General features: G+C 43.5%; 14 protein-coding genes. 8 read left to right on the forward strand and 6 right to left on the reverse strand.

Annotated elements, in window-relative coordinates; genetic code table 11:
• Window positions 1-134 precede the first annotated feature (134 nt).
• The 8 genes from R7Z10_RS07590 (at window position 135) to R7Z10_RS07625 (ending at window position 10780) form a co-directional block, all read left to right on the forward strand.
• Complete coding sequence (locus R7Z10_RS07590) at window positions 135-1328, forward strand: iron-containing alcohol dehydrogenase (RefSeq protein WP_213907943.1); 1194 nt, start codon at window positions 135-137, stop codon at window positions 1326-1328.
• Window positions 1329-1489: 161 nt separating this feature from the next.
• Window positions 1490-2695: an aromatic amino acid transport family protein gene (locus R7Z10_RS07595; protein ID WP_033905238.1), complete on the forward strand. Its 1206-nt coding sequence runs from the start codon at window positions 1490-1492 to the stop codon at window positions 2693-2695.
• A gap of 274 nt (window positions 2696-2969) precedes the next feature.
• Window positions 2970-4094 (forward strand): HD-GYP domain-containing protein, encoded by a 1125-nt coding sequence (locus R7Z10_RS07600; RefSeq protein ID WP_017634025.1) that lies wholly within the window; start codon window positions 2970-2972, stop codon window positions 4092-4094.
• An 87-nt stretch (window positions 4095-4181) separates the two neighbouring features.
• The gene (locus R7Z10_RS07605) at window positions 4182-4400 is read left to right on the forward strand and encodes a hypothetical protein (RefSeq protein WP_005377723.1); all 219 of its coding nucleotides are present in this window, start codon (window positions 4182-4184) and stop codon (window positions 4398-4400) included.
• 324 nt (window positions 4401-4724) lie between these two features.
• Window positions 4725-5489: an ABC transporter ATP-binding protein gene (locus tag R7Z10_RS07610; RefSeq protein WP_005377721.1), complete on the forward strand. Its 765-nt coding sequence runs from the start codon at window positions 4725-4727 to the stop codon at window positions 5487-5489.
• Between the two features lie 11 nt (window positions 5490-5500).
• Window positions 5501-6385 carry an iron-siderophore ABC transporter substrate-binding protein gene (locus tag R7Z10_RS07615; RefSeq protein ID WP_054574124.1) on the forward strand — a complete coding sequence of 295 codons (885 nt, stop codon included), beginning with the start codon at window positions 5501-5503 and terminating at the stop codon, window positions 6383-6385.
• On the forward strand, window positions 6382-8358 hold the full coding sequence (gene fhuB, locus R7Z10_RS07620) for a Fe(3+)-hydroxamate ABC transporter permease FhuB (RefSeq protein ID WP_054576913.1): 1977 nt from the start codon (window positions 6382-6384) through the stop codon (window positions 8356-8358). Before R7Z10_RS07615 ends, fhuB begins: the two co-directional genes overlap by 4 nt.
• A 199-nt stretch (window positions 8359-8557) precedes the next feature.
• Complete coding sequence (locus R7Z10_RS07625; RefSeq protein WP_191116336.1) at window positions 8558-10780, forward strand: TonB-dependent siderophore receptor; 2223 nt, start codon at window positions 8558-8560, stop codon at window positions 10778-10780.
• A gap of 42 nt (window positions 10781-10822) precedes the next feature.
• Here R7Z10_RS07625 and R7Z10_RS07630 read toward each other — a convergent pair whose 3' ends face one another.
• From R7Z10_RS07630 to R7Z10_RS07655, 6 genes are all read right to left on the reverse strand, one after another.
• Entirely contained in the window at window positions 10823-11371 is a 549-nt protein-coding gene (locus R7Z10_RS07630; RefSeq protein ID WP_017634028.1) for a hypothetical protein, read from the reverse strand.
• A gap of 251 nt (window positions 11372-11622) precedes the next feature.
• Window positions 11623-13398 (reverse strand): ABC transporter transmembrane domain-containing protein, encoded by a 1776-nt coding sequence (locus R7Z10_RS07635; protein WP_017634029.1) that lies wholly within the window; start codon window positions 13396-13398, stop codon window positions 11623-11625.
• A 3-nt stretch (window positions 13399-13401) separates the two neighbouring features.
• Window positions 13402-15141, reverse strand: coding sequence for an ABC transporter transmembrane domain-containing protein (locus R7Z10_RS07640; protein WP_025998567.1), 1740 nt, complete (start codon window positions 15139-15141; stop codon window positions 13402-13404).
• 271 nt (window positions 15142-15412) lie between these two features.
• Window positions 15413-15904 carry a type II secretion system protein gene (locus R7Z10_RS07645; RefSeq protein ID WP_005377704.1) on the reverse strand — a complete coding sequence of 164 codons (492 nt, stop codon included), beginning with the start codon at window positions 15902-15904 and terminating at the stop codon, window positions 15413-15415.
• A gap of 204 nt (window positions 15905-16108) precedes the next feature.
• Window positions 16109-17452: a sodium/glutamate symporter gene (locus tag R7Z10_RS07650; RefSeq protein ID WP_318104515.1), complete on the reverse strand. Its 1344-nt coding sequence runs from the start codon at window positions 17450-17452 to the stop codon at window positions 16109-16111.
• Between the two features lie 426 nt (window positions 17453-17878).
• Window positions 17879-18757, reverse strand: coding sequence for a LysR family transcriptional regulator (locus R7Z10_RS07655; protein ID WP_054701440.1), 879 nt, complete (start codon window positions 18755-18757; stop codon window positions 17879-17881).
• Between the last annotated feature and the right edge of the window lie 8 nt (window positions 18758-18765).

The raw sequence follows: 18765 nt of genomic DNA on the forward strand, positions 1-18765 counted from the left end.
ATAATAAAATGGTACGGCTTCCCAGCGATGTTAGCCTTTTTGGTGAGATAAGTTTATTGAAAATGTGTGATTGCAAAGTAAGCATAGGTGGTAAAAGTAGCTAGAATGATAGCTCTAAATGAAAAGGATTTCGTATGTTGAAGCATCGTTTATATCGGACTTACACCGCAGGGTTAAAAATAGCAGCCCTTATCCTTCCTATGCCGAGACCAACCTTGTTTTCCGGCCCTGGTTCGATGAATGAGCTATTAGAATCGATGGCCGAGCTGGGATTTAAACGCGTTTTGTTAGTAACCGACGAAGGGTTAGTCCAAGCCGGTATTGTAGATAAGGTGCTTGAGGCAGCAGCACAACTCGATTTACAGTTAGATGTTTTCTCGCAAGTTAAGCCCGATCCTACCTATGATCAGATTGAGAGCGGTCTAGAGGCTTATCATCGTTTTCATTGTGAGGGCATATTAGCTTTGGGTGGCGGCTCTGCAATGGATTGTGCAAAAGTTATTGCTGCGAAAGTTACCAATAAACGGCCAATAAAAAAATTAGCTGGACTATTGAAGGTATGGCGAATGCCAGCACCGCTTTTTGCTATTCCAACAACGGCTGGAACCGGAAGTGAAGTTACTATCGCTGCGGTCGTGTCAGATCCCTCCTCACACATTAAAACCCCTTTAATGGATCCAAAGTTGGTGCCACTAATGGCAGCTTTAGATGCGAATTTAATGATTGGTTTACCTCCTAAGATCACGGCTGATACTGGCGTTGATGCATTAACCCACGCTATTGAGGCCTATGTATCGAAAAACGCTACTCAAGAAACGATGGCTTATTCGGTTGCCGCTATTAAACTCATTTTTAAATATCTTCCTAGGGCTGTGATGCAAGGGGATGATGTCGAAGCTCGTCATAAAATGGCTATGGCATCCTATTACGCGGGTTTAGCATTTACCAAAGCGAGTTTGGGTTATGTTCATGCCTTTGCTCACACATTCGGTGCGAGATATGGAATACCTCATGGTATGGCAAACGGATTAGCCTTGTTGCCTGTGCTGCGCTTTTCATTATCAGAGATTGAGCCTCAACTAAGAAAGCTCGATGAGTTGACGGCCGAGGGGCAGTTAGGTAACGCAAGTGCTCAGCATTTTTTGGCGAATCTGGAGTCCTTGTTTTCAACTATTGATATTGAGCAAACCAGTGCGCTCATTCAACGTGAAGATGCTGATGCGCTTGTTGATTTAATTCTGAAAGAGGCGCACTGGAATTACCCTGTTCCCAAGTTCATGAACAGGGAAGAATGCACACAGTTATTGTTAAATATCAGCAAGGTGTAAATTATAGTTTACATGTGTGGTTTTTTATCCTTACACTTTGCTTGATCTTCTGCTAAAGATCCTACAATATCGACGGCAATACAAATATGGTGTTGGTTTCGGTCCGCCGTTGCCCGATCTAATACTGATAATTTCTAATAAAGTGTAAAGATTAATATACAATGAGTCGTTCTAAAGTATTCGGTAGTACGCTAATTATTGCGGGCACTACAATAGGCGCTGGTATGCTAGCGCTTCCACTTGCCTCTGCCGGCATTGGTTTTTCAACTTCTATTATCATCATGCTAGGCTTATGGGCTCTGATGGCTTTCACTGCCTTGCTTATGCTTGAGCTTCATCAACATGCGGAGAGTAGTGCTACACTTCATACTTTGGCGAAACAGATCCTAGGTCAAAAAGGCAAGTGGGTGGCAAGTTTTGCGATGTTGTTTCTTTTCTACTCATTATGTGCAGCGTATATCGCTGGCGGTGGTGCTCAGTTCGGAGACCGCCTTGCACAATGGTTTGACCTCGATATTTCAGGGCCTACATCAACGATAATCTTTACCTTGATTGTGACTTTAGTTGTGACAGTGGGTACCGGTACGGTCGATAAAGTAAACCGAGTTCTGTTCGCGATGAAGCTCATTGCGATGGTTGCGGTGCTTTCTTTTCTTGCTCCAAACGTTACGGAATCTTACTTGTTAAGTATGCCAATCGAACAAGGCCTTGTTGTAGCGGCGATTCCGGTGATCTTTACTTCGTTTGGTTTCCACGGAAGTATACCTGCAATTGTGAATTACTTAGACGGTGACACTTCTTCTTTACGCAAAGCCGTTATTATTGGTTCGACGATTCCACTCGTTATTTATATCTTTTGGCAAATCGTGACGTTGGGTGTGGTTAGCCAAAGTACGCTTGTTGAGAACGGAGGGTTGAGCGCACTGATTGGTCAACTATCTCAGACAGTACACCAATCAAATTTGGGTAGCATTGTTGGTGTGTTTGCTGACCTGGCATTGTTGACATCGTTCCTTGGCGTGAGTTTGGGTCTATTCGAATTTTTGGGTGATACCATCAAAGGAAGTAACGATAAGCCTAATCGTTTGATTGCGGCACTAGTGACGTTTACTCCACCGCTAGGCTTCGCACTTTTCTATCCTCAAGGCTTTATTATGGCTTTGGGCTATGCAGCGATTGCCTTAGCGATTTTAGCCATCTTTTTGCCTTTGGTTATGGTGATCAAGGTTCGTAAATCGGATGATTTTACTGGGGAGTACCGCGTCGCAGGTGGTCAAGGTGCGTTAGTGATAACGGGCATCGCTGGCACTGGCATCGTATTCGCTCAGGTGTTAATTACGCTGGGTGTTCTTCCTGCTCTAGGCTAGTTGTTTAGAACGTTCTTTGAATAACTTCTAGTTACTGAATCCATCGTAATCAATCAGTATTGTTAGGCCAACGAGTTTCGCTCGTTGGCTTTTTTAATCTGGATCAAATTACCGTAAGATATCCGGTGAAAAAATTGGTAGAAATGTGCTTTTATTTCGTACACTTAAGTTGTGGTATATCGATAATTTAAGTGGAGAAAACCGCTCAAAATACCATTGAATTTGCAACACAATGAGCTTTTCTTGTTTCTCTGCTTTGGTGTGGAGGTGAAGCATGGCGCACCGGAGTTTTTACCCGTTTGCAAAACCGCTTAACGAGCAACTGCAAACGCTAAAAGGCAGGATGCAGGTGCACTTGCCATGTATTGATAGGGTGTCATTTGCAAAATATCACCCAGACCAAGATGTGCTCAAATCATTTGCAGAAAGTGAGTTCGACACTTGGTGTTTAGCCCATCACGAATCAGCATTCCGTAAACTCCACCACCTCAATATTGCCTCTAAAAACGCGGTTCCTCGTATCGTCGAAGACCTTCATGATATTAAGCACTGTCCTCGGGTTCAAATTTTACTCAAACACGGATATCAGTCGTCGGCTGCTATTCCTTGTTATGACAATAAAGCTTTTACTGGTTTTGTATTTTTGAACTCCACTCAACGTGATGCGTTTAGTTTAGAAGCGCTGAATGGTCTTAAACCTTATTTCGAAATGATTCGATTTGCGGTTGAATCAGAAACTCAAGTAGTCAATGCGATAGAAACGCTAGCTAACCGAATGCAATGTATGATGCCAGGCTATTCACCTGAGTATTACGCGCATACCAAACGCATGAAGTACTACAGTCAAATTATCGCAACGCAGTTAGCGGATCGTTATCACCTGAATGACGAAATGGTCGAAGATATTGGTATTTTTGCTCAGTTCCATGCGCTCGGTGATAGTCAGCTGCCAGTTGAAATTGCTAGCCGCCGAACAAATTACTCTCAAGAACAAGAGGCGATATTGATTCAACATATTGAGCGTTGTATCGATTCAGCGGATGACATAGTTGCCCGTATCGGAAATCCGGTTCACCCGAGTGTGACTTTGTTTTTGCAGATGATTATTTATCAGTACGAAAATTTAAATGGCACTGGTTATCCGTATGGTTTAACCAGTGATGATATACCAATCGCCGCGCAAATTACGGCTGTCGCGAATGCCTTTGATTTTATGACGACGCACCATCCGTACAGACAAGCGTGGTCCATCCCATACGCATTGTTAGAACTTGAAAAATGGGTATATCAGGGATGGTTATCTCGAGAATGTGTTGATGCTCTGCGAGAGCATCAAGGTTATATAAAGCAAATCATCCACAAATATCCCGAGCACTATACAGGCTTGGGGTTAATGTGAAGAGCAGTAACAAAGTTGAAATGTTGACGAGGAGGAATATTTAAACAATACTGTTTTTATATACAGTAATAAGTTTGGAGGTGAAGTATGTTGTGGGAAACCCTTGAAAGAGTAAACCGCTTACGCCAACAAGCACTTGCAAATCCTGAGTTTGTTGAGTCAGCAAAAGAGCACGAACAAGCACTTCAGGAGCAAGAATACCATTATCAAACTAAGAAAAAGCGTTCAGCCAAAGACAAACAAGGTAAAAAGTCGCTGGCCGATATCTATAAAGAAGTAGAGTTTGGCGCTGACGCTCGTCATTAATGTATTCACTGCGGCATTTTTCATTTCTTCATACGCTGCAGTATTCGTTCAAATTTATGCGAGAGCAGTGGGAGACCGCTGCTCTCGTTGACCTGCCTATAATTTACTAATGAAGTTCAGCAGAGCAAATTATCACTAACACTTAGCAATTCTCTCAATGATTTTGTTGATGTAATGATAATGACAACGGTTTGCATTTGTATCTTTGTTGTTATATAAAACCTCCCTTATTAATCGTTCTGTTGAATAAGAACGGCAAACGTGATCAACGAATGAGAGCTTTGAATAACTGTTATTCGTAAATGGCTATTAGGTGAAGTAGGGATGTTGGAAGCTAAAGCACTCCAGTTTGAGATTGAAGGCAAGTCATTGCTAAAAGCGTTTGATGTGACATTTGAACCCGGAAAAACATACGCTCTTGTTGGACACAATGGTTCAGGAAAATCCACATTGTTAAAGTTGCTGGCACAGCAACAGCCATACACCGCTGGTGACGTGGTTCTGCATGGAACGAGCATTAACGATCTCTCAGCGAAAAAGTTTGCCCAACACATTGCCTACTTGCCTCAGCATCTTCCAGTGACCGACAGTATTTTAGGTCGAGATTTAGTCGGTTTTGGTCGTTATCCATGGCATGGTTTACTTGGACGTTTGAGTAAGAAAGATCACGACATTGTTGAAGAAGCAATGGCGATGACAGGCACACTAAAATACGCAGATCGCTTAGTGGACACGTTATCTGGAGGAGAGCGTCAACGTGTGTGGCTAGCTATGCTGTTAGCCCAAAAAACCGAGTATTTGCTTCTTGATGAGCCTTTGTCTGCGCTAGATATCAGCCATCAAGTCGATATGTTGAAGCTTATCTCTAAACTCAGTCAAGAACTGGGTTTGGGCGTTATTATCGTATTACACGACATCAACTTGGCTGCACGATTTTGCGACTACATCGTTGCATTACATCAAGGTGATTTGATTGCACAAGGCAATGTTGAACAGGTGTTTACTGAACCTAAGTTGAGGGACATATATGGGATAGAGATGATGATCTCTGACCACCCTGCGGGTTATCCGGTGGCGATGCCAAGCTAAAGGTTGGAATAATGAGTAGTACAAACACTCGACTTAAACATTTCTCTTTCGCTCTCTCACTTAGTGCGCTTTTGGTCAGTTCTTTTCAAGCACTAGCTGACGCATCACCTCGGGTGATGTCGGTTGATTGGACACAAACTGAAACGATGTTGGCTTTAGGGGTCGTACCTGTAGGCGTTGCTCAAGGGCAAGATTACGATGCTTGGGTAAAATCGCCACCGTTACCACCTCAAACGAAGGATGTAGGGTTAAGAACTCAACCCAATATAGAGCGCATTTACGAGCTCAGACCTGATCGTATTTTTATTGCCCCGTACTTCTCCTCAATGAAGCATCGCTTAGTTGATATCGCCCCGGTTACCACCATTGACTTATATGAAAGCGGGATCACAGATTGGTCGGTACTTACTCGTTTCACTCGGAGGTTTGGTGAAGAGCTGGGAAGAGAAGCGGAAGCAGAGGCGCTTATCCAACAATATGAAAAACGTTTCTCTTTATTAAAACAGCGCATAAACAAAGACCAGCCGCCGCTTTTAATGATTCAGTTTATGGATACGAAGCACGTTCGTGTTTTTGGTCAAAATAGTCTTTACTCTCAGGCTATCGAAAAGATTGGGCTGAGTAATGCATGGAATGAAAAGACGAATAGCTGGGGCTTTAGCCTAGTTGGCATCGACAAGTTAGCTGGCATAAAAGCTCAAATTGTTATCGTAGAGCCATTACCTTACGGTGGAGCGGAGCAGCTCTCTCAAGACCCATTTTGGCAATATGTTGTTCAACAATCTGGTGAAAAGGTCATGCAAGTCGCACCCGTTTGGAGTTTTGGTTCTATGCCTTCAGCTCTCCGTTTCGCAGAGTTAGTTACGGCGAGTAAGGTCGAGGAGTTAACACAATGAAAACGATGCCTTTGAGCTTTGTGGTGTTACTTTCGGCATTTACCTTTTCTATTGGTGCTTTCCAATTGTACCAAGTAAGCTCATTTTCGTTGGCTCTAATCAGTTTATGGGAGCCTAACTTTCAATCTATCGATTCTGTTTTACTTCACTTTAGCTGGTGGCCTCGAGTCTTCACCACGATTATATCTGGTGCTGGATTAGCGGTTGCTGGGGTATTGATGCAGCAAGTGCTGCGTAACCCTCTCGCTTCACCCACGACACTTGGTGTGGCGAGCGGTTCAAGTTTTGCTTTGATGTTAGCTACGCTATTCGCACCTTGGATGTTGGATATCGCGCCTAATTTGGTTGCTCTCATCGGCGGTGTGATATCGATGGGGTTGGTGATGCTGTTGTCATGGCGACGAGCGTTATCTCCAACGGTTGTCGTCGTTTCTGGGTTAGTGATAAACCTGTACTTTGCATCATTAAGTACGGTTATTCTGATGATGAATACCGAAAAGCTGAATGGGTTAATGATATGGGGAGCGGGTTCGCTTGTTCAGAGTGGATGGGGAGATTTCTCGTATCTTGCCCCTCGAATCGCACTTGCTACGATCATTGCATTTGTGATTGCAAAGCCGTTAAGTCTGTTGGAACTCTCCGAGCAAGGTGCCAAGAGTTTAGGTGTCTCGTTAGCTAAGTTGCGTTTTGTCTGTCTTGGGCTTGCGGTGTTAATCACTTCTTGGGTGGTTTCTGCGGTAGGAATCATCGGTTTCATCGGGTTAGCGGCGCCAGCGATTACTCGATTGATAGGTATCAATAAAATCCAGCATAAGCTTTGGGTATCAATGCTGATTGGTGCCATGTTATTGACTTTAACCGATTTGGTTATTCAGCAACTGCCAGGGCTAATGGCGAGTTTTATACCAACGGGAGCTGCAACCGCTGCACTGGGCGCTCCGCTACTGTTATGGCTGTTACCTCGCTTATCACAAAAGACGCAGGGCCATACTCAAACAGTGTTAACTCGACATCGTGAACATGTTTACAAGCTAAACCCTAAAGCGATCTCATTGGCGTTGATCGGCACGTTAATTTCTGTTGTTCTTTTTGCCACGGTTGCTGTGCAAAATGAAGGGTGGGCAAACTTATTTGCTAGCCAAAATTGGATTTTTTTGGAGTGGCGCGCACCTAGATTATTTGCAGCAGCAATTGCGGGGGCAATGTTAGCGATTGCTGGAACCATGATTCAACGCCTAAGTGGAAACCCAATGGCAAGTCCTGAAGTGATCGGTATCAGTTCAGGGACAGCAATGGGATTGATCATCGCGATGTTTACTGGGTTTGGTTCGTCAATTTTCACTCTTTCTCTAGGCGGGCTCGTAGGTGCATTAGCGACGGTATTAGTCATTGTGCTGCTAAACCGTAAGTCAGGCTTTCAGCCGGAGCGTATTTTGTTGACTGGTATTGCGATAACCGCACTGATGAATGCAATACAGAGCTTTATTCTAGCCACTGGTGACCCAAGAAGTTATCAAGCATTGGCTTGGTTGTCTGGGTCTACCTACTATGTCTCGGTTGAAACGTTACTCCCATTGTCTTTATCTGCACTTGTCTTTATAGGGTTGAGTTTTCTCTGCGTAAGATGGCTGGATATTCTTCCTGTCGGTGCCGCTTCCTCTAAAGCACTTGGAATTCGAGTTGATCGTTCACGCGCAATACTGCTTCTTTTAGTTGCTTGTCTCACGGTCAGTGCGACATTGGTTGTTGGCCCGATTAGCTTTGTTGGGTTGTTGGCTCCGCATTTAGCTCGCTTATTTGGTTTTAACAAAGCGTCACAACACATGTTATGCGCCGCGATACTGGGGGCAGGGGTGATGTTGTTGGCTGATTGGTTGGGACGACAGGTCCTTTACCCGCAAGAAATACCAACAGGGCTTATGGCGTCTCTCATTGGCGGTTTGTATTTAATGTGGGGTTTACGCCGCTTATAGAAATGAGCTAAGCCTCAACCAAGAAAGTACTTATACAAATAAGCACTCGTAGTGGCATTCGTAACCTATGCGAGTGCTTTATGCAAAACCTCTGGTTTGTCTTTTACGGAAACAACTGGCGATGCCGTAACTCGCTTTTCTTTCAGCGGTCGCTGAAGTCATGAAGGGTTGGTTTGGCTGCCGACAAAAAGGAGAGAATATGACTCGGCAGTTTATGCTGACACCAACGTCGATGGCGGTTGTATTAGCTGTATCAACGCCAAATGTCTTGGCTCAGGAAGATGAAAATATAGTTGTGATTGGACAGCAGCAAGACAGTGCAGTTGGTCCAGATTTTAGTTATCTCGGAGCGAAGAGTCGGGCAGCGACGAAAACTGATATTGCTATCAATGAGACTCCAAGAGCGGTGTCTGTTGTTACGCGAGAGCAAATGGATGATCGTGCCTCTATTAGCATTTCTGACGCACTACAGTACACACCAAGCATTCAAACTAATTATTTCGGCGAAGATAACAAGCAAGATTGGTTTATTATTCGTGGTTTTAAACAGGCGAACAGTGGGTTGTATCAAGATGGTACCCGTTTATATTCTTCTGGCTTCTATAGTTGGCAAATAGATCCGTTTGCGTTAGAGAGGGTTGAAGTTTTACGTGGTGCAGCGTCTGTTCTTTATGGGCAAAACCCTCCAGGTGGGGTTATCAATCTTGTCAGTAAGCGACCTCAATTTGATGGGGGGTCAGGACTTGTATCTTTGGAGTACGGTTCTGAAGACCGTAAACAACTTTCTCTTGACGTAAACTCTGAGGTGAGTGAGCAGCTAGCTTTTCGCTTTCAAGGGTTAGCGAGAAAAAATGGGACGAGAATTAGTGGTGTAGAAGCAGAGCGCATTCTTCTCTCTCCATCGATGACGTACAAATTTAATGAGACGTCTGAAATTACCTTTCTAACGAGCTATCAAAAAGACGACTCAGATCCTTATCTGCAATTTTTGCCAGTTGAAGGAACGTTAACGCCAAACAAAAATGGAAAGATCAGTGATAGTTTAGCGATAGGCAATCCTAACTGGGAGACGTTTGAGCGTGAGCAGGTGTCTTTAGGCTATGAGTTTTCTCATGCATTTAATGATACCACTTCATTTGTTCAAGCAGCTCGTTACAGCGAAATGGATGTTAAGCTAAGACAAATGTATTCGTACGTTTACTCGGCTGACGTGCCTGCGTTGGGGCCGGCTTTGGACCCATCAAATGAACGCAAAACCATACTTCGGGGTGCTTCAACAGAAGATGGGTCATCTGATGCTTTTAATATCGATAATCGTTTGATGCACCAAGTAAATTGGGGAAGTGTTGAGCATAACTTGATGTTGGGCATAGATTTTCAAATGATCAGTATCGATGGTAAAGATTTTGCCAATGACCCTATCGTTGCTAATGGTAGTGCATTATTAAACACACCAATGGGAGCTTTGCCCGATCCTAGGTTTAATGTATTTAATCCTACTTATTCGGATAACATAATGTTACTCGATCCGAATACGCTACAACCATTGAGCGAAACCGATAAGCAAAGAACGAAAATCGATAATCAGCAACTCGGCGTCTACTTTCAAGATCATATGCTGATCAACGATAAATGGGCGATGTTATTGGGGGCACGTTACGACGATACAAGTAATGAAGTACATAATGTTACCACGGGTGCTCGCACGAAAGTCGATAATGGAGAGTGGACGTTTAGCGTGGGAACGGCTTATATTTCTGATTCTGGCTTCACGCCATACTTTAGTTACTCTCAGTACTTTGATCCAATTATTCAAGAAGACAGCAATGGTAAGCCAGCGAAGCCTGAAAGCGGTGATCAATTTGAAATCGGTATGAAATACCAACCGGATTCATTTGATGGTTATTTCAATGTTGCAACGTATCGGGCAACAAAAGAAAACTTGGCTCGTATCTACTTGAGTGAATTAACGCAAATAGGAAAAATAGAAAATAACGGCGTTGAGTTTGAAGCTGTAGCTAATGTGACACCATCCTTAACATTGATCGGGAACATTGCGTACGTTGATGCAGAGATAAAAGAAGACATCAATAAGGCATGGGTTGGCAAAACACCTTCCCAAGTGGCGAATACCGTATCATCAGCTTGGGCACATTATCGTTTCTTTGATGGACCTCTTGATGGCTTTGCTGTTGGCTTAGGCGCGCGCTATACAGGTGAGTCATACGGAGACAATGAAGAGAGACTAAAAGTACCAAGTTATTTCTTAATGGATGCGACGGTCAGTTATCGAATCGGCGATTACAAGCTACAAGTCGCAGCTAAAAACATCGCGGATAAAAAGTACATAGCGACATGTGATGGCTTTTGTTGGTATGGCGACCGACAAAATGTTATTGCAAGTTTAACTTACGACTGGTGAGTTAACGTATAAATAAACACCCCTAACTTTAGGGGTGTTTATTTAGAAATCGGCTTTACGGACAAAGTGCGGGTTTTTGTACTTTTTCTGCGGGCCAAACGATGATACGACAAGTTTGTTCCATAACGTTTTGTCAAACTCACCCTTTGGAATCGAAGGGTAGAGGGTTTCCTCTTCTTCTCTTGCAAAGTTCATATATTGTTTCTTTTTAATTTGATTGTACTTTTTGGCGATCTGGTTATGTTTTCTTACCCACTCCAGCTTGTAATTGTGGAGCACTTTTTCACCTTCTTCGAGACTCATTCGAGATAGGAACAGTCGCTTGTATGAGACCTTTCTGTCCAGCATTGTGCGCATAACGGTTTGGATATATTTACCGTGATGCGTAATGGTAATGTCGTTTTCATCAATAGGAGTGACACACCAGCCTTTAGGTAAAAAGTCTGGCTTCTTAAATTGCTTATTACGCTCCATTAGCGCCTGATGTAAAACTAAATCAGAGGTGCCGCGGAACGTCTTTTGCCATTTACCGATACGAATTTGAATCGAACCAGGCAAGCGATAGATGTTAGTAAACTTATCTTTGTCCATGGACTTGTGTCATGAGATTAATGTGCATAATTAGAAAGCGGAATTCAGCCCAATGCCACAGGCAGTAGACTTAAGTACCGTACGATTTTACAACGACCTTGCGTGATATAGCGAGGGGTTATGTCAATAATAGGTAAGAAATAGAAAATTAGTTCACATTATGAAGAAATTGGAAGCTAACAAGGTTAAATTTTGAAGTTACACCAATTATGCCCATGCCGACTAAATAAAAAGAAGGCACGGGCTTAAAATCACACCGCTTCTTCGAGTTGCTTGGTGTCTTCTTCAATCTGTTGTAGATGTCGGTTTGCTTGCTGTAACTGATACATTTGAGCATAACGACCATTTTGCGTTAAGAGTGCTTTGTGTGTGCCTTTCTCGACTAACTCCCCATGATGAAGAACAATGATTTGGTCTGCATCTAAGATAGTTGAAAGCCGATGAGCAATAACAACGAGCGTCATGTCTTGTCTGAGGACCGCCAAGCTCTTTTGGATTAAAGCCTCTGTTCCTGAGTCAATATTTGCGGTTGCTTCATCTAATATCAATATCTTAGGTTTTACCACAAGCACACGTGCTAACGCCAAAAGCTGTTTCTGACCTGCAGATAAATTAGTTTCGCCTTGACCTAACTGCGTGTCTAGCCCGTTAGGGTAACGATGAATTTGTTCTGCCAAACCTACCTTGTCTAACGCATCCCATATTTGATTGTCATCAACCGCCCGACTGAGAGAGATGTTTTCTCTGACTGAAGCAGGGAGAATATGTGGATCTTGTTGAACCATTGCCACATCTTTGCGAAGTACGTCTTTCCCTAATGTTTTAAGTGGACGACCATCTATGAGCAGTTCACCACATTGAGTTGGATAAAAGCCCATTAACAGTGACGCTAAGGTGCTTTTACCGCTTCCTGTATGCCCGACAAGCGCGATAAAGTCTTGGTGGTTGGCCTTCAACGAAATGTCTTTTAGGACGTCCTGTTTACCATCGTAGCTAAATGTGAGGTCTTTAAGTTCGATAGCACCTGACCTTAATGGTTGATGATCGCCCCCGTAAGTTTGTTCTTTCGCATCAATCAATTCAAAAACACGTTCGCTTGATACTAACGCCTGCTGAAGTAGAGCAAGTTGCTGAGTCATCTCAATTAGTGGTTCAGTAACTCGCGCAAGATAACTGATAAATGCATACAGTACCCCCACACCAATCAACTCAATACCATTAAAACCAAAGATCGCAACCAAGCAAAGCAACGCAAGACCAGCGAGTAAGTCCATTAATGGTCTTAGCAGATAGCCGTTTAGCCGAATCACTCGTTTAGATGCCACCAGATGCTCTGCGGTTAGCTCGTTGAACTGTTTATTAAAACGCTCTTCTTGTTGCATTAATTGAATGACACTCATCCCTTGAATGGATTCACTCAGATTCGCATTTATATCGGTCAATAGGTCACGCATCTTTCGGTAGCTTTCTGTACTTAGCTGCTTAAACAAGTACATAAAGCCGATGACGATCGGCAGCAATACAAGCACAACGAGTGTGAGCTTCCAGCTCATGAAAAACATAACGCCAAGCATTACGACAATCATGACCACGTTTTTCACCACGGTCGCGATCAAAAGCTCATAAAATTGCTGTAAAGATTCCGTATCGTTGGTGATTCGCGACACCAATTTTCCAGCAGGAGTGTAATCAAACGCAGACAACGGCTGCTTAATCACGCCAGAAAATACTTGCTTACGAATCGCTTTGATCGTGTTAGCCGCGACAATGCTAAATTGCAATGACTGAAAATACTGGAATGTTGCCGATACGATCTGAAGAGCGATATAACCTACTGCTAGCGAAATCAGAACATTTTGTGAATAGTCACCTTTAGCGATGTGCTCATCAATGAAATATTGAATCAACCAAGGGCCGCCGGCGCTGGCTAACGCTGCAATAAACAGTAAGGCGAGTCCTTTAATCATTGGCTTTGGTTGAGATAATGGGTAAGACATTAACCGTTTAAACGTGCTGGTGTGGTTCATTCATTATTCCTCCATCGCCTGCTCTAGTTTTTGGTACTCGAACATCTCGGCGTACCAGCCTTTATGCGCTAATAAAGCGCTATGTTGCCCACGTTCAGTAATGTGTCCGTGATTCAATACAATGATCTCGTCTGCTGCTTCCAAAGCGGTGAGGCGGTGCGCAATAACGATTAGGGCTTGATTACGGTAGTATGTTTCTAAATTCTTAAGGATTTGATGTTCGGTCCGTCCATCGACAGCGGAAAGTGCATCGTCCAAAACCAACACTTGGGCATTCAGCAGCATAGCGCGTGCTATCGCAATACGTTGTTTTTGCCCGCCGGAGAGTGTAATGCCTTTTTCGCCGACTTCTGTTTGGTAGCCTTCAGGAAACTTCTCAATATCGTCATGTATACAGGCTAACTTTGCTGCTCTATAGACTTCTTCTTTCTCTGCATTAGGGTTGCCTAAGGCAATATTGTCGAAGATAGATTTGGAGAATAGAAACGGGCTTTGATTAACCACGGCAAAACGGTTGCGCCACTGCGGTAGTAAGGCATCCTTGATCTCGACATCACCGAATTTAATTGAGCCGTTTTCTAAATCATGTTGACGCAAAAGTAGTGTTAACAGGGTCGATTTTCCGCTTCCTACAGGCCCTGCAACTCCCAACATTTTTCCGGGTTCCAGTTCGATGTTTACTTCCGTCAAAGCGGGTGGTAAATCACTAGACCAGTGGAAATCGTCGATATCAATTTTCAACGGAAGTGGTTTATTTTCTATTGGCTTATTGCCACTGATAATTTCTGGCTTTTCATCAAAGATCTCTTGTAGTCGGTTCCATGCGGCAGAGCCTCTTTCTAAAATGTTAAATAGGAATGCGAATGCCAGCATCGGCCATATCATCAACCCTAAATACATCGTAAATGCGGTCAGATCACCAAGCGTGATCTCACCTTTATCAACAAGGTAAGCACCAGCAGCGACACTAAGAAGGAAAGAAAGACCGATGGTTAACTGAATTGCCGGGTCAAATCTAGCATCGACTCTTGCAACAGCGATGTTCTTTTCGCCAGTATCATCCACAACCTCTTCAAAACGTTGCTGCTCTTGGTTTTCTAATCCGAAAGCACGCAGCATTCGCACGCCATTAAGTGACTCTTGTGTCATGTCTGACATGGTAGAAAAGGCTTCCTGAGCGACACGAAAGCGTTGATGTAGGATGCGCACAATAAAGAAGATGATGATGGCAAGAAATGGCATTGGAAGAAGCGCCATTACGGTGAGCTTCCAGCTTACTTGCGTTACCATAATGATTAAAACCGCAATACCAGTGATCAAAGAGTCTGCGGCGGTTAAAACCCCTTCGCCGGCTGTCATAACGATATTACGCACATCATTAGTGCCACGAGCCATCAGATCCCCCGTCTTGTAACGTTCAAAAAAACGAGGTGGCTGTGTCGATAAATGCCTATATAGACGGTTACGTAGAATGGTCCCGAGCTCCCAGCTTGCGCCGAAAAGCCAAATTCGCCATAAGATGCGACACCCATAAATGGTAAAGATCAGTACAGTTAACCCTGAGAGCCATAGAATCAGCGTATTTGTATCTAAAGTGTTGTCTACGACGCCGTCAACTATGATGCCAACTGCTTTGGGCGGAACAAGCTGTAGTGCTGATATCACAGCGAAAAGCAGAATGGATCCGACATAGTGCCTCCACTTTTGTTGGAAATACCAACGTAGCTGCCAGAATATTCTCATTACGCCTCCCGCTTTAAATTATTGAATTTGTTATAGAACTATTATTGAGCGAAATGATGAGTTTACAAGCACAAGTTATAGGCGGGTTTAAAAACGATAGATTGTTTCAATTATAGCCATGTGTCGGCGCAAATTACTGGTTTTATCTCTATGAGCTAACTGTGCGACGACATTATGTGAAATAGTTGTTAATGGTGGTTTTGGAGCCATTACCTCGCAATAACGATGAAGACACCAAAAGTAAAAGTGTTACTGCCACTCTATATGGGAATTAGCAATCGTCAGTTTGTATTTTGTATTTCACTTGGCCACCAGGAGTTTCTGGGTAGTAAACTTCGACATAACACATATGTTCTGGACCAACAGGCTTGTTTGCAAAACCAATAAGGAAGTAGGGCTCGTCTGGGCTATCTACCCCATACCAAGTGTTAATAGTGAGTTGCGGATCAAAGCCTGCTAGCTCTTTTGCTGGAATAACATTTTTGATAAATCCAAAGTAACCAATTAGGTCGTTATGGCCGTCATTATCTAGATCAATGTTATATTGTATGCCGCCATCTACTGTCTCTTGAGATTGAATCACTGCTTTGGTGTAGACAAAGTTGTTGGCGGTCATGAGTGCTTCTCTGGCTCCATATAGAACCGCCACTCTGGCATCTTTTTGTAAGCCAAGAAATTTAGGAAATGCAACGACGCTTACAATACCAAGAATGATGATGCACACAATGAGTTCAATAAGAGTAAATCCTTGAGAGCGACGCACAGCCTTTCTCCATGTTTTAGAAACGAATAGGCGGCTATTCTGATATAGAAACTTTCAGGTCAAGTATTAAAAAAGAATGATAATAAGAGATCGGGATTGCAAATCTCAAATATAAAACAAGTTGCTTACTTTCGGGATGAGAAGTGATTTTGATAAAAACCAAGGAATGAACTCGAGAGGATAAAATCCTCCCGAGTAAAGCGACTAAGATTCGTGTGTCAGAGCACTGCGGTTACGTTTAAAAATGAATCGCCAAATAAATAAGACAATTGCGATGTAACCTAATCCTACACCAAGCGCTTGCCAGTGCATGCCGTTATACATCGCGATTGGCATCAAAGAGATGATAAAGATGTCAGTGATTGAGCCAGGGACATAAGCGATGGCGTAATCATCAAGCACCTTGCTACGCATTTTTGGATCAACAATACGAAGCAAGGCAATACCCATGGCAACCGTACCGGTTAACCAACCCCAAGAGAAAATGCCTTTCTCGAACCAATCTTCTCCCATGATACGTGGGGCAACCCAGAAGATTAGCCATAGTGTGAAGGCGATACCGCCGATTGCAAGCACTACCATCGGCATTAAATACTGGGCTAGGACGGTAATCTTGATGGCTGAGATACCAAAGATAATCAAATAATCGGTACTGATGCCCGCAGCGTGTTTGAATGCACCGTCACAAAGATAGCGTGAAGCTTTCGTTTGTTTCGCGACGATTCGCACGAGCATGCCGCCAAGGAAGCCAGTTACGAACGTAGGGATTTGTACCTTATCGTGGAAAGAAGATAAGTAGTTAGCCGCTACATACGAGAAAGCTGTTACCACTACAACCAACGCAGCGTGAATCGCGAAAGAATCAACCGACAGGGAAGACATGGTGTCTTTCATTACTGGTTCTTGATCATCAGGCTTAACAAGGCCTTTGCGTTCGTGTTCGTCCATGCTGTCGAATGTCGTAAAGCTACGAATCCAACCCATTTTCAATGCGAATTGCAGCATGAGCATGCCGACAGAAATCGAAATGAAGATACCCACGGTTGCGAAGGTTAAACCTAGTGTGAAGCCATCTTCCCAACCAAGTCCCGTGAAGATTTCACCAACAACAGAGGCTGAACCGTGACCGCCCATAAAGCCTGCAGACATTGTCACACCAAAGCCGGGATTAATCTCTGGCCAGAAGAAGGTAGTGATCGCGAGACCAAACATTGCTGCAAATAACCACTGAGAAACAGAAGCGATTTGGTTGAACGCCCACAATGAGCCAGCACGCTGTGCGACGGTTTTCGGTGATGGAACATCTGTTGCCAGACCTAACGCAGAAAAAAGTGCAGCAGTTAACAGGCTTGCGTTAGCGGTAAAGGTATCGGTCCAAGGCAGTACGTCTAACAGGGCTGGTCCAAAAATTAGACCGAATAATCCTGCGAGAACCGCCGATGGAATGTACATACGCTGTAGTAATGGCGCGTGAACGCGAATGACTTTTGCCAAAATCAATAGTAAGCCAGCGATGGCTAAGTCAGTCAGCATTAGACCTTTAGGCATCTTATCCTCCAGTAAATGCAGTCAAGGGGTAGCGTCCTTGTGACCTACCTTGAATAAAAATCTCTCTCAAGCCAAAAAGTCACATACGTGACTAAAAGCGTTGAGAAATCAATGTCGTTTTCATAAGCAAAGGAATGTGCTTATGCAATTTGAAATGAGTGTAAATGTTGTGATTGCACACGAACAGGAAGAGAAATTAGATTAAATTTCTCGATATTTTTTTGATAGTTCACTCAGGAAAGGCGGCAATCCTAGTCACTTTGTCAGAGCAATGCAATTGGTGTGAATCAATAAATTATGCCTAGTTAATGGGTGTCTCTGACTAACAACATGAAAAATAAAGACAATTAACAAGCAATAATATTTGTCATATCGACAATAAAAGTTAATTAAATGGTTAAATTGTCGCCGCTTTATGGGGTGACGTTATGGATTCACATGAGAAAGAATAAAATCGACCAAGGTACGGTTTTTAAGGGAAAGCTGTTTTGAACGGTAAAGCAGGTGGATCGGTTTTGGCTTGGGAGCATGTTGCTGGAGAATTTCTACCAAGGCACCAGATTGGACTTCCTGCTCAACTAAGATCTTTGGTTGTAGAAGAACGCCAGAGCCTTTTAACGCGGCAAACTTAAGCACATCACCATTGTTAGACGTTAATCGAGTGTTGCTGTTTCCAAAGGTATTAGATGGCATGTTCACCACTTGTTGGCTTTCCCCTTGGTGGTACTGGAATCCCAAACAATGATGATGTTCAAGGTCATCAAGCGATTGGATAGGAGCGTGTTGCTTAAGATAAGAGGGTGAGGCGCAGTAAGTCATGTCGTACTCCCCCAGTTTTCTTGCAACTAACGACGAATCGACCAACTCACCAATACGAATAATCACGTCAGCTTCGCTTCCATATGGGTCAATCAAATTGTTGTCCAACATCAGCTCAACGTTCAAATCGGGAAATTCAGCTAAGAAGTCAGCCACGATAGGAGCAATGACCTTTTTGCCATACGTGACAGGGCAGTTAACTTTTACTGTTCCGGTTGGACGGTTGATCAGCGTCTGGATCAGGTTCTCTGCGTTGGTGATGTCTTCAATAATGCGGTGGCACTCTTGATAGTAGAGTCTGCCAGCTTCGGTCAAGGACTGTTTGCGCGTGGTCCGATGAATCAGCTGTGTACCTAAGCTTTGCTCAAGAAAGCTCACGTGCTTGCCAACCATGGTCGGTGAAATATCAAAGTGGTGTGCAGCATTACGAAAGCTGCCGTGTTCGACCACGTAAGCGAAAACTTTCATGCTTGTTAATTTATCCATTGCACACC

The organism is Vibrio sp. Vb1018 (assembly GCF_033338775.1).
GTDB lineage: Bacteria > Pseudomonadota > Gammaproteobacteria > Enterobacterales > Vibrionaceae > Vibrio > Vibrio alginolyticus.

Excerpts from the sequence above, each read along its gene's own strand:
- R7Z10_RS07600 (WP_017634025.1), top strand. The coding sequence starts at position 2,970 with ATGGCGCACCGGAGTTTTTACCCGTTTGCAAAACCGCTTAACGAGCAA.
- R7Z10_RS07640 (WP_025998567.1), bottom strand. The coding sequence starts at position 15,141 with ATGAGAATATTCTGGCAGCTACGTTGGTATTTCCAACAAAAGTGGAGG.
- R7Z10_RS07605 (WP_005377723.1), top strand. The coding sequence starts at position 4,182 with ATGTTGTGGGAAACCCTTGAAAGAGTAAACCGCTTACGCCAACAAGCA.
- R7Z10_RS07625 (WP_191116336.1), top strand. The coding sequence starts at position 8,558 with ATGACTCGGCAGTTTATGCTGACACCAACGTCGATGGCGGTTGTATTA.
- R7Z10_RS07590 (WP_213907943.1), top strand. The coding sequence starts at position 135 with ATGTTGAAGCATCGTTTATATCGGACTTACACCGCAGGGTTAAAAATA.
- R7Z10_RS07655 (WP_054701440.1), bottom strand. The coding sequence starts at position 18,757 with ATGGATAAATTAACAAGCATGAAAGTTTTCGCTTACGTGGTCGAACAC.
- R7Z10_RS07615 (WP_054574124.1), top strand. The coding sequence starts at position 5,501 with ATGAGTAGTACAAACACTCGACTTAAACATTTCTCTTTCGCTCTCTCA.
- R7Z10_RS07630 (WP_017634028.1), bottom strand. The coding sequence starts at position 11,371 with ATGGACAAAGATAAGTTTACTAACATCTATCGCTTGCCTGGTTCGATT.
- R7Z10_RS07595 (WP_033905238.1), top strand. The coding sequence starts at position 1,490 with ATGAGTCGTTCTAAAGTATTCGGTAGTACGCTAATTATTGCGGGCACT.
- R7Z10_RS07635 (WP_017634029.1), bottom strand. The coding sequence starts at position 13,398 with ATGAACCACACCAGCACGTTTAAACGGTTAATGTCTTACCCATTATCT.
- R7Z10_RS07610 (WP_005377721.1), top strand. The coding sequence starts at position 4,725 with ATGTTGGAAGCTAAAGCACTCCAGTTTGAGATTGAAGGCAAGTCATTG.
- R7Z10_RS07650 (WP_318104515.1), bottom strand. The coding sequence starts at position 17,452 with ATGCCTAAAGGTCTAATGCTGACTGACTTAGCCATCGCTGGCTTACTA.
- fhuB (WP_054576913.1), top strand. The coding sequence starts at position 6,382 with ATGAAAACGATGCCTTTGAGCTTTGTGGTGTTACTTTCGGCATTTACC.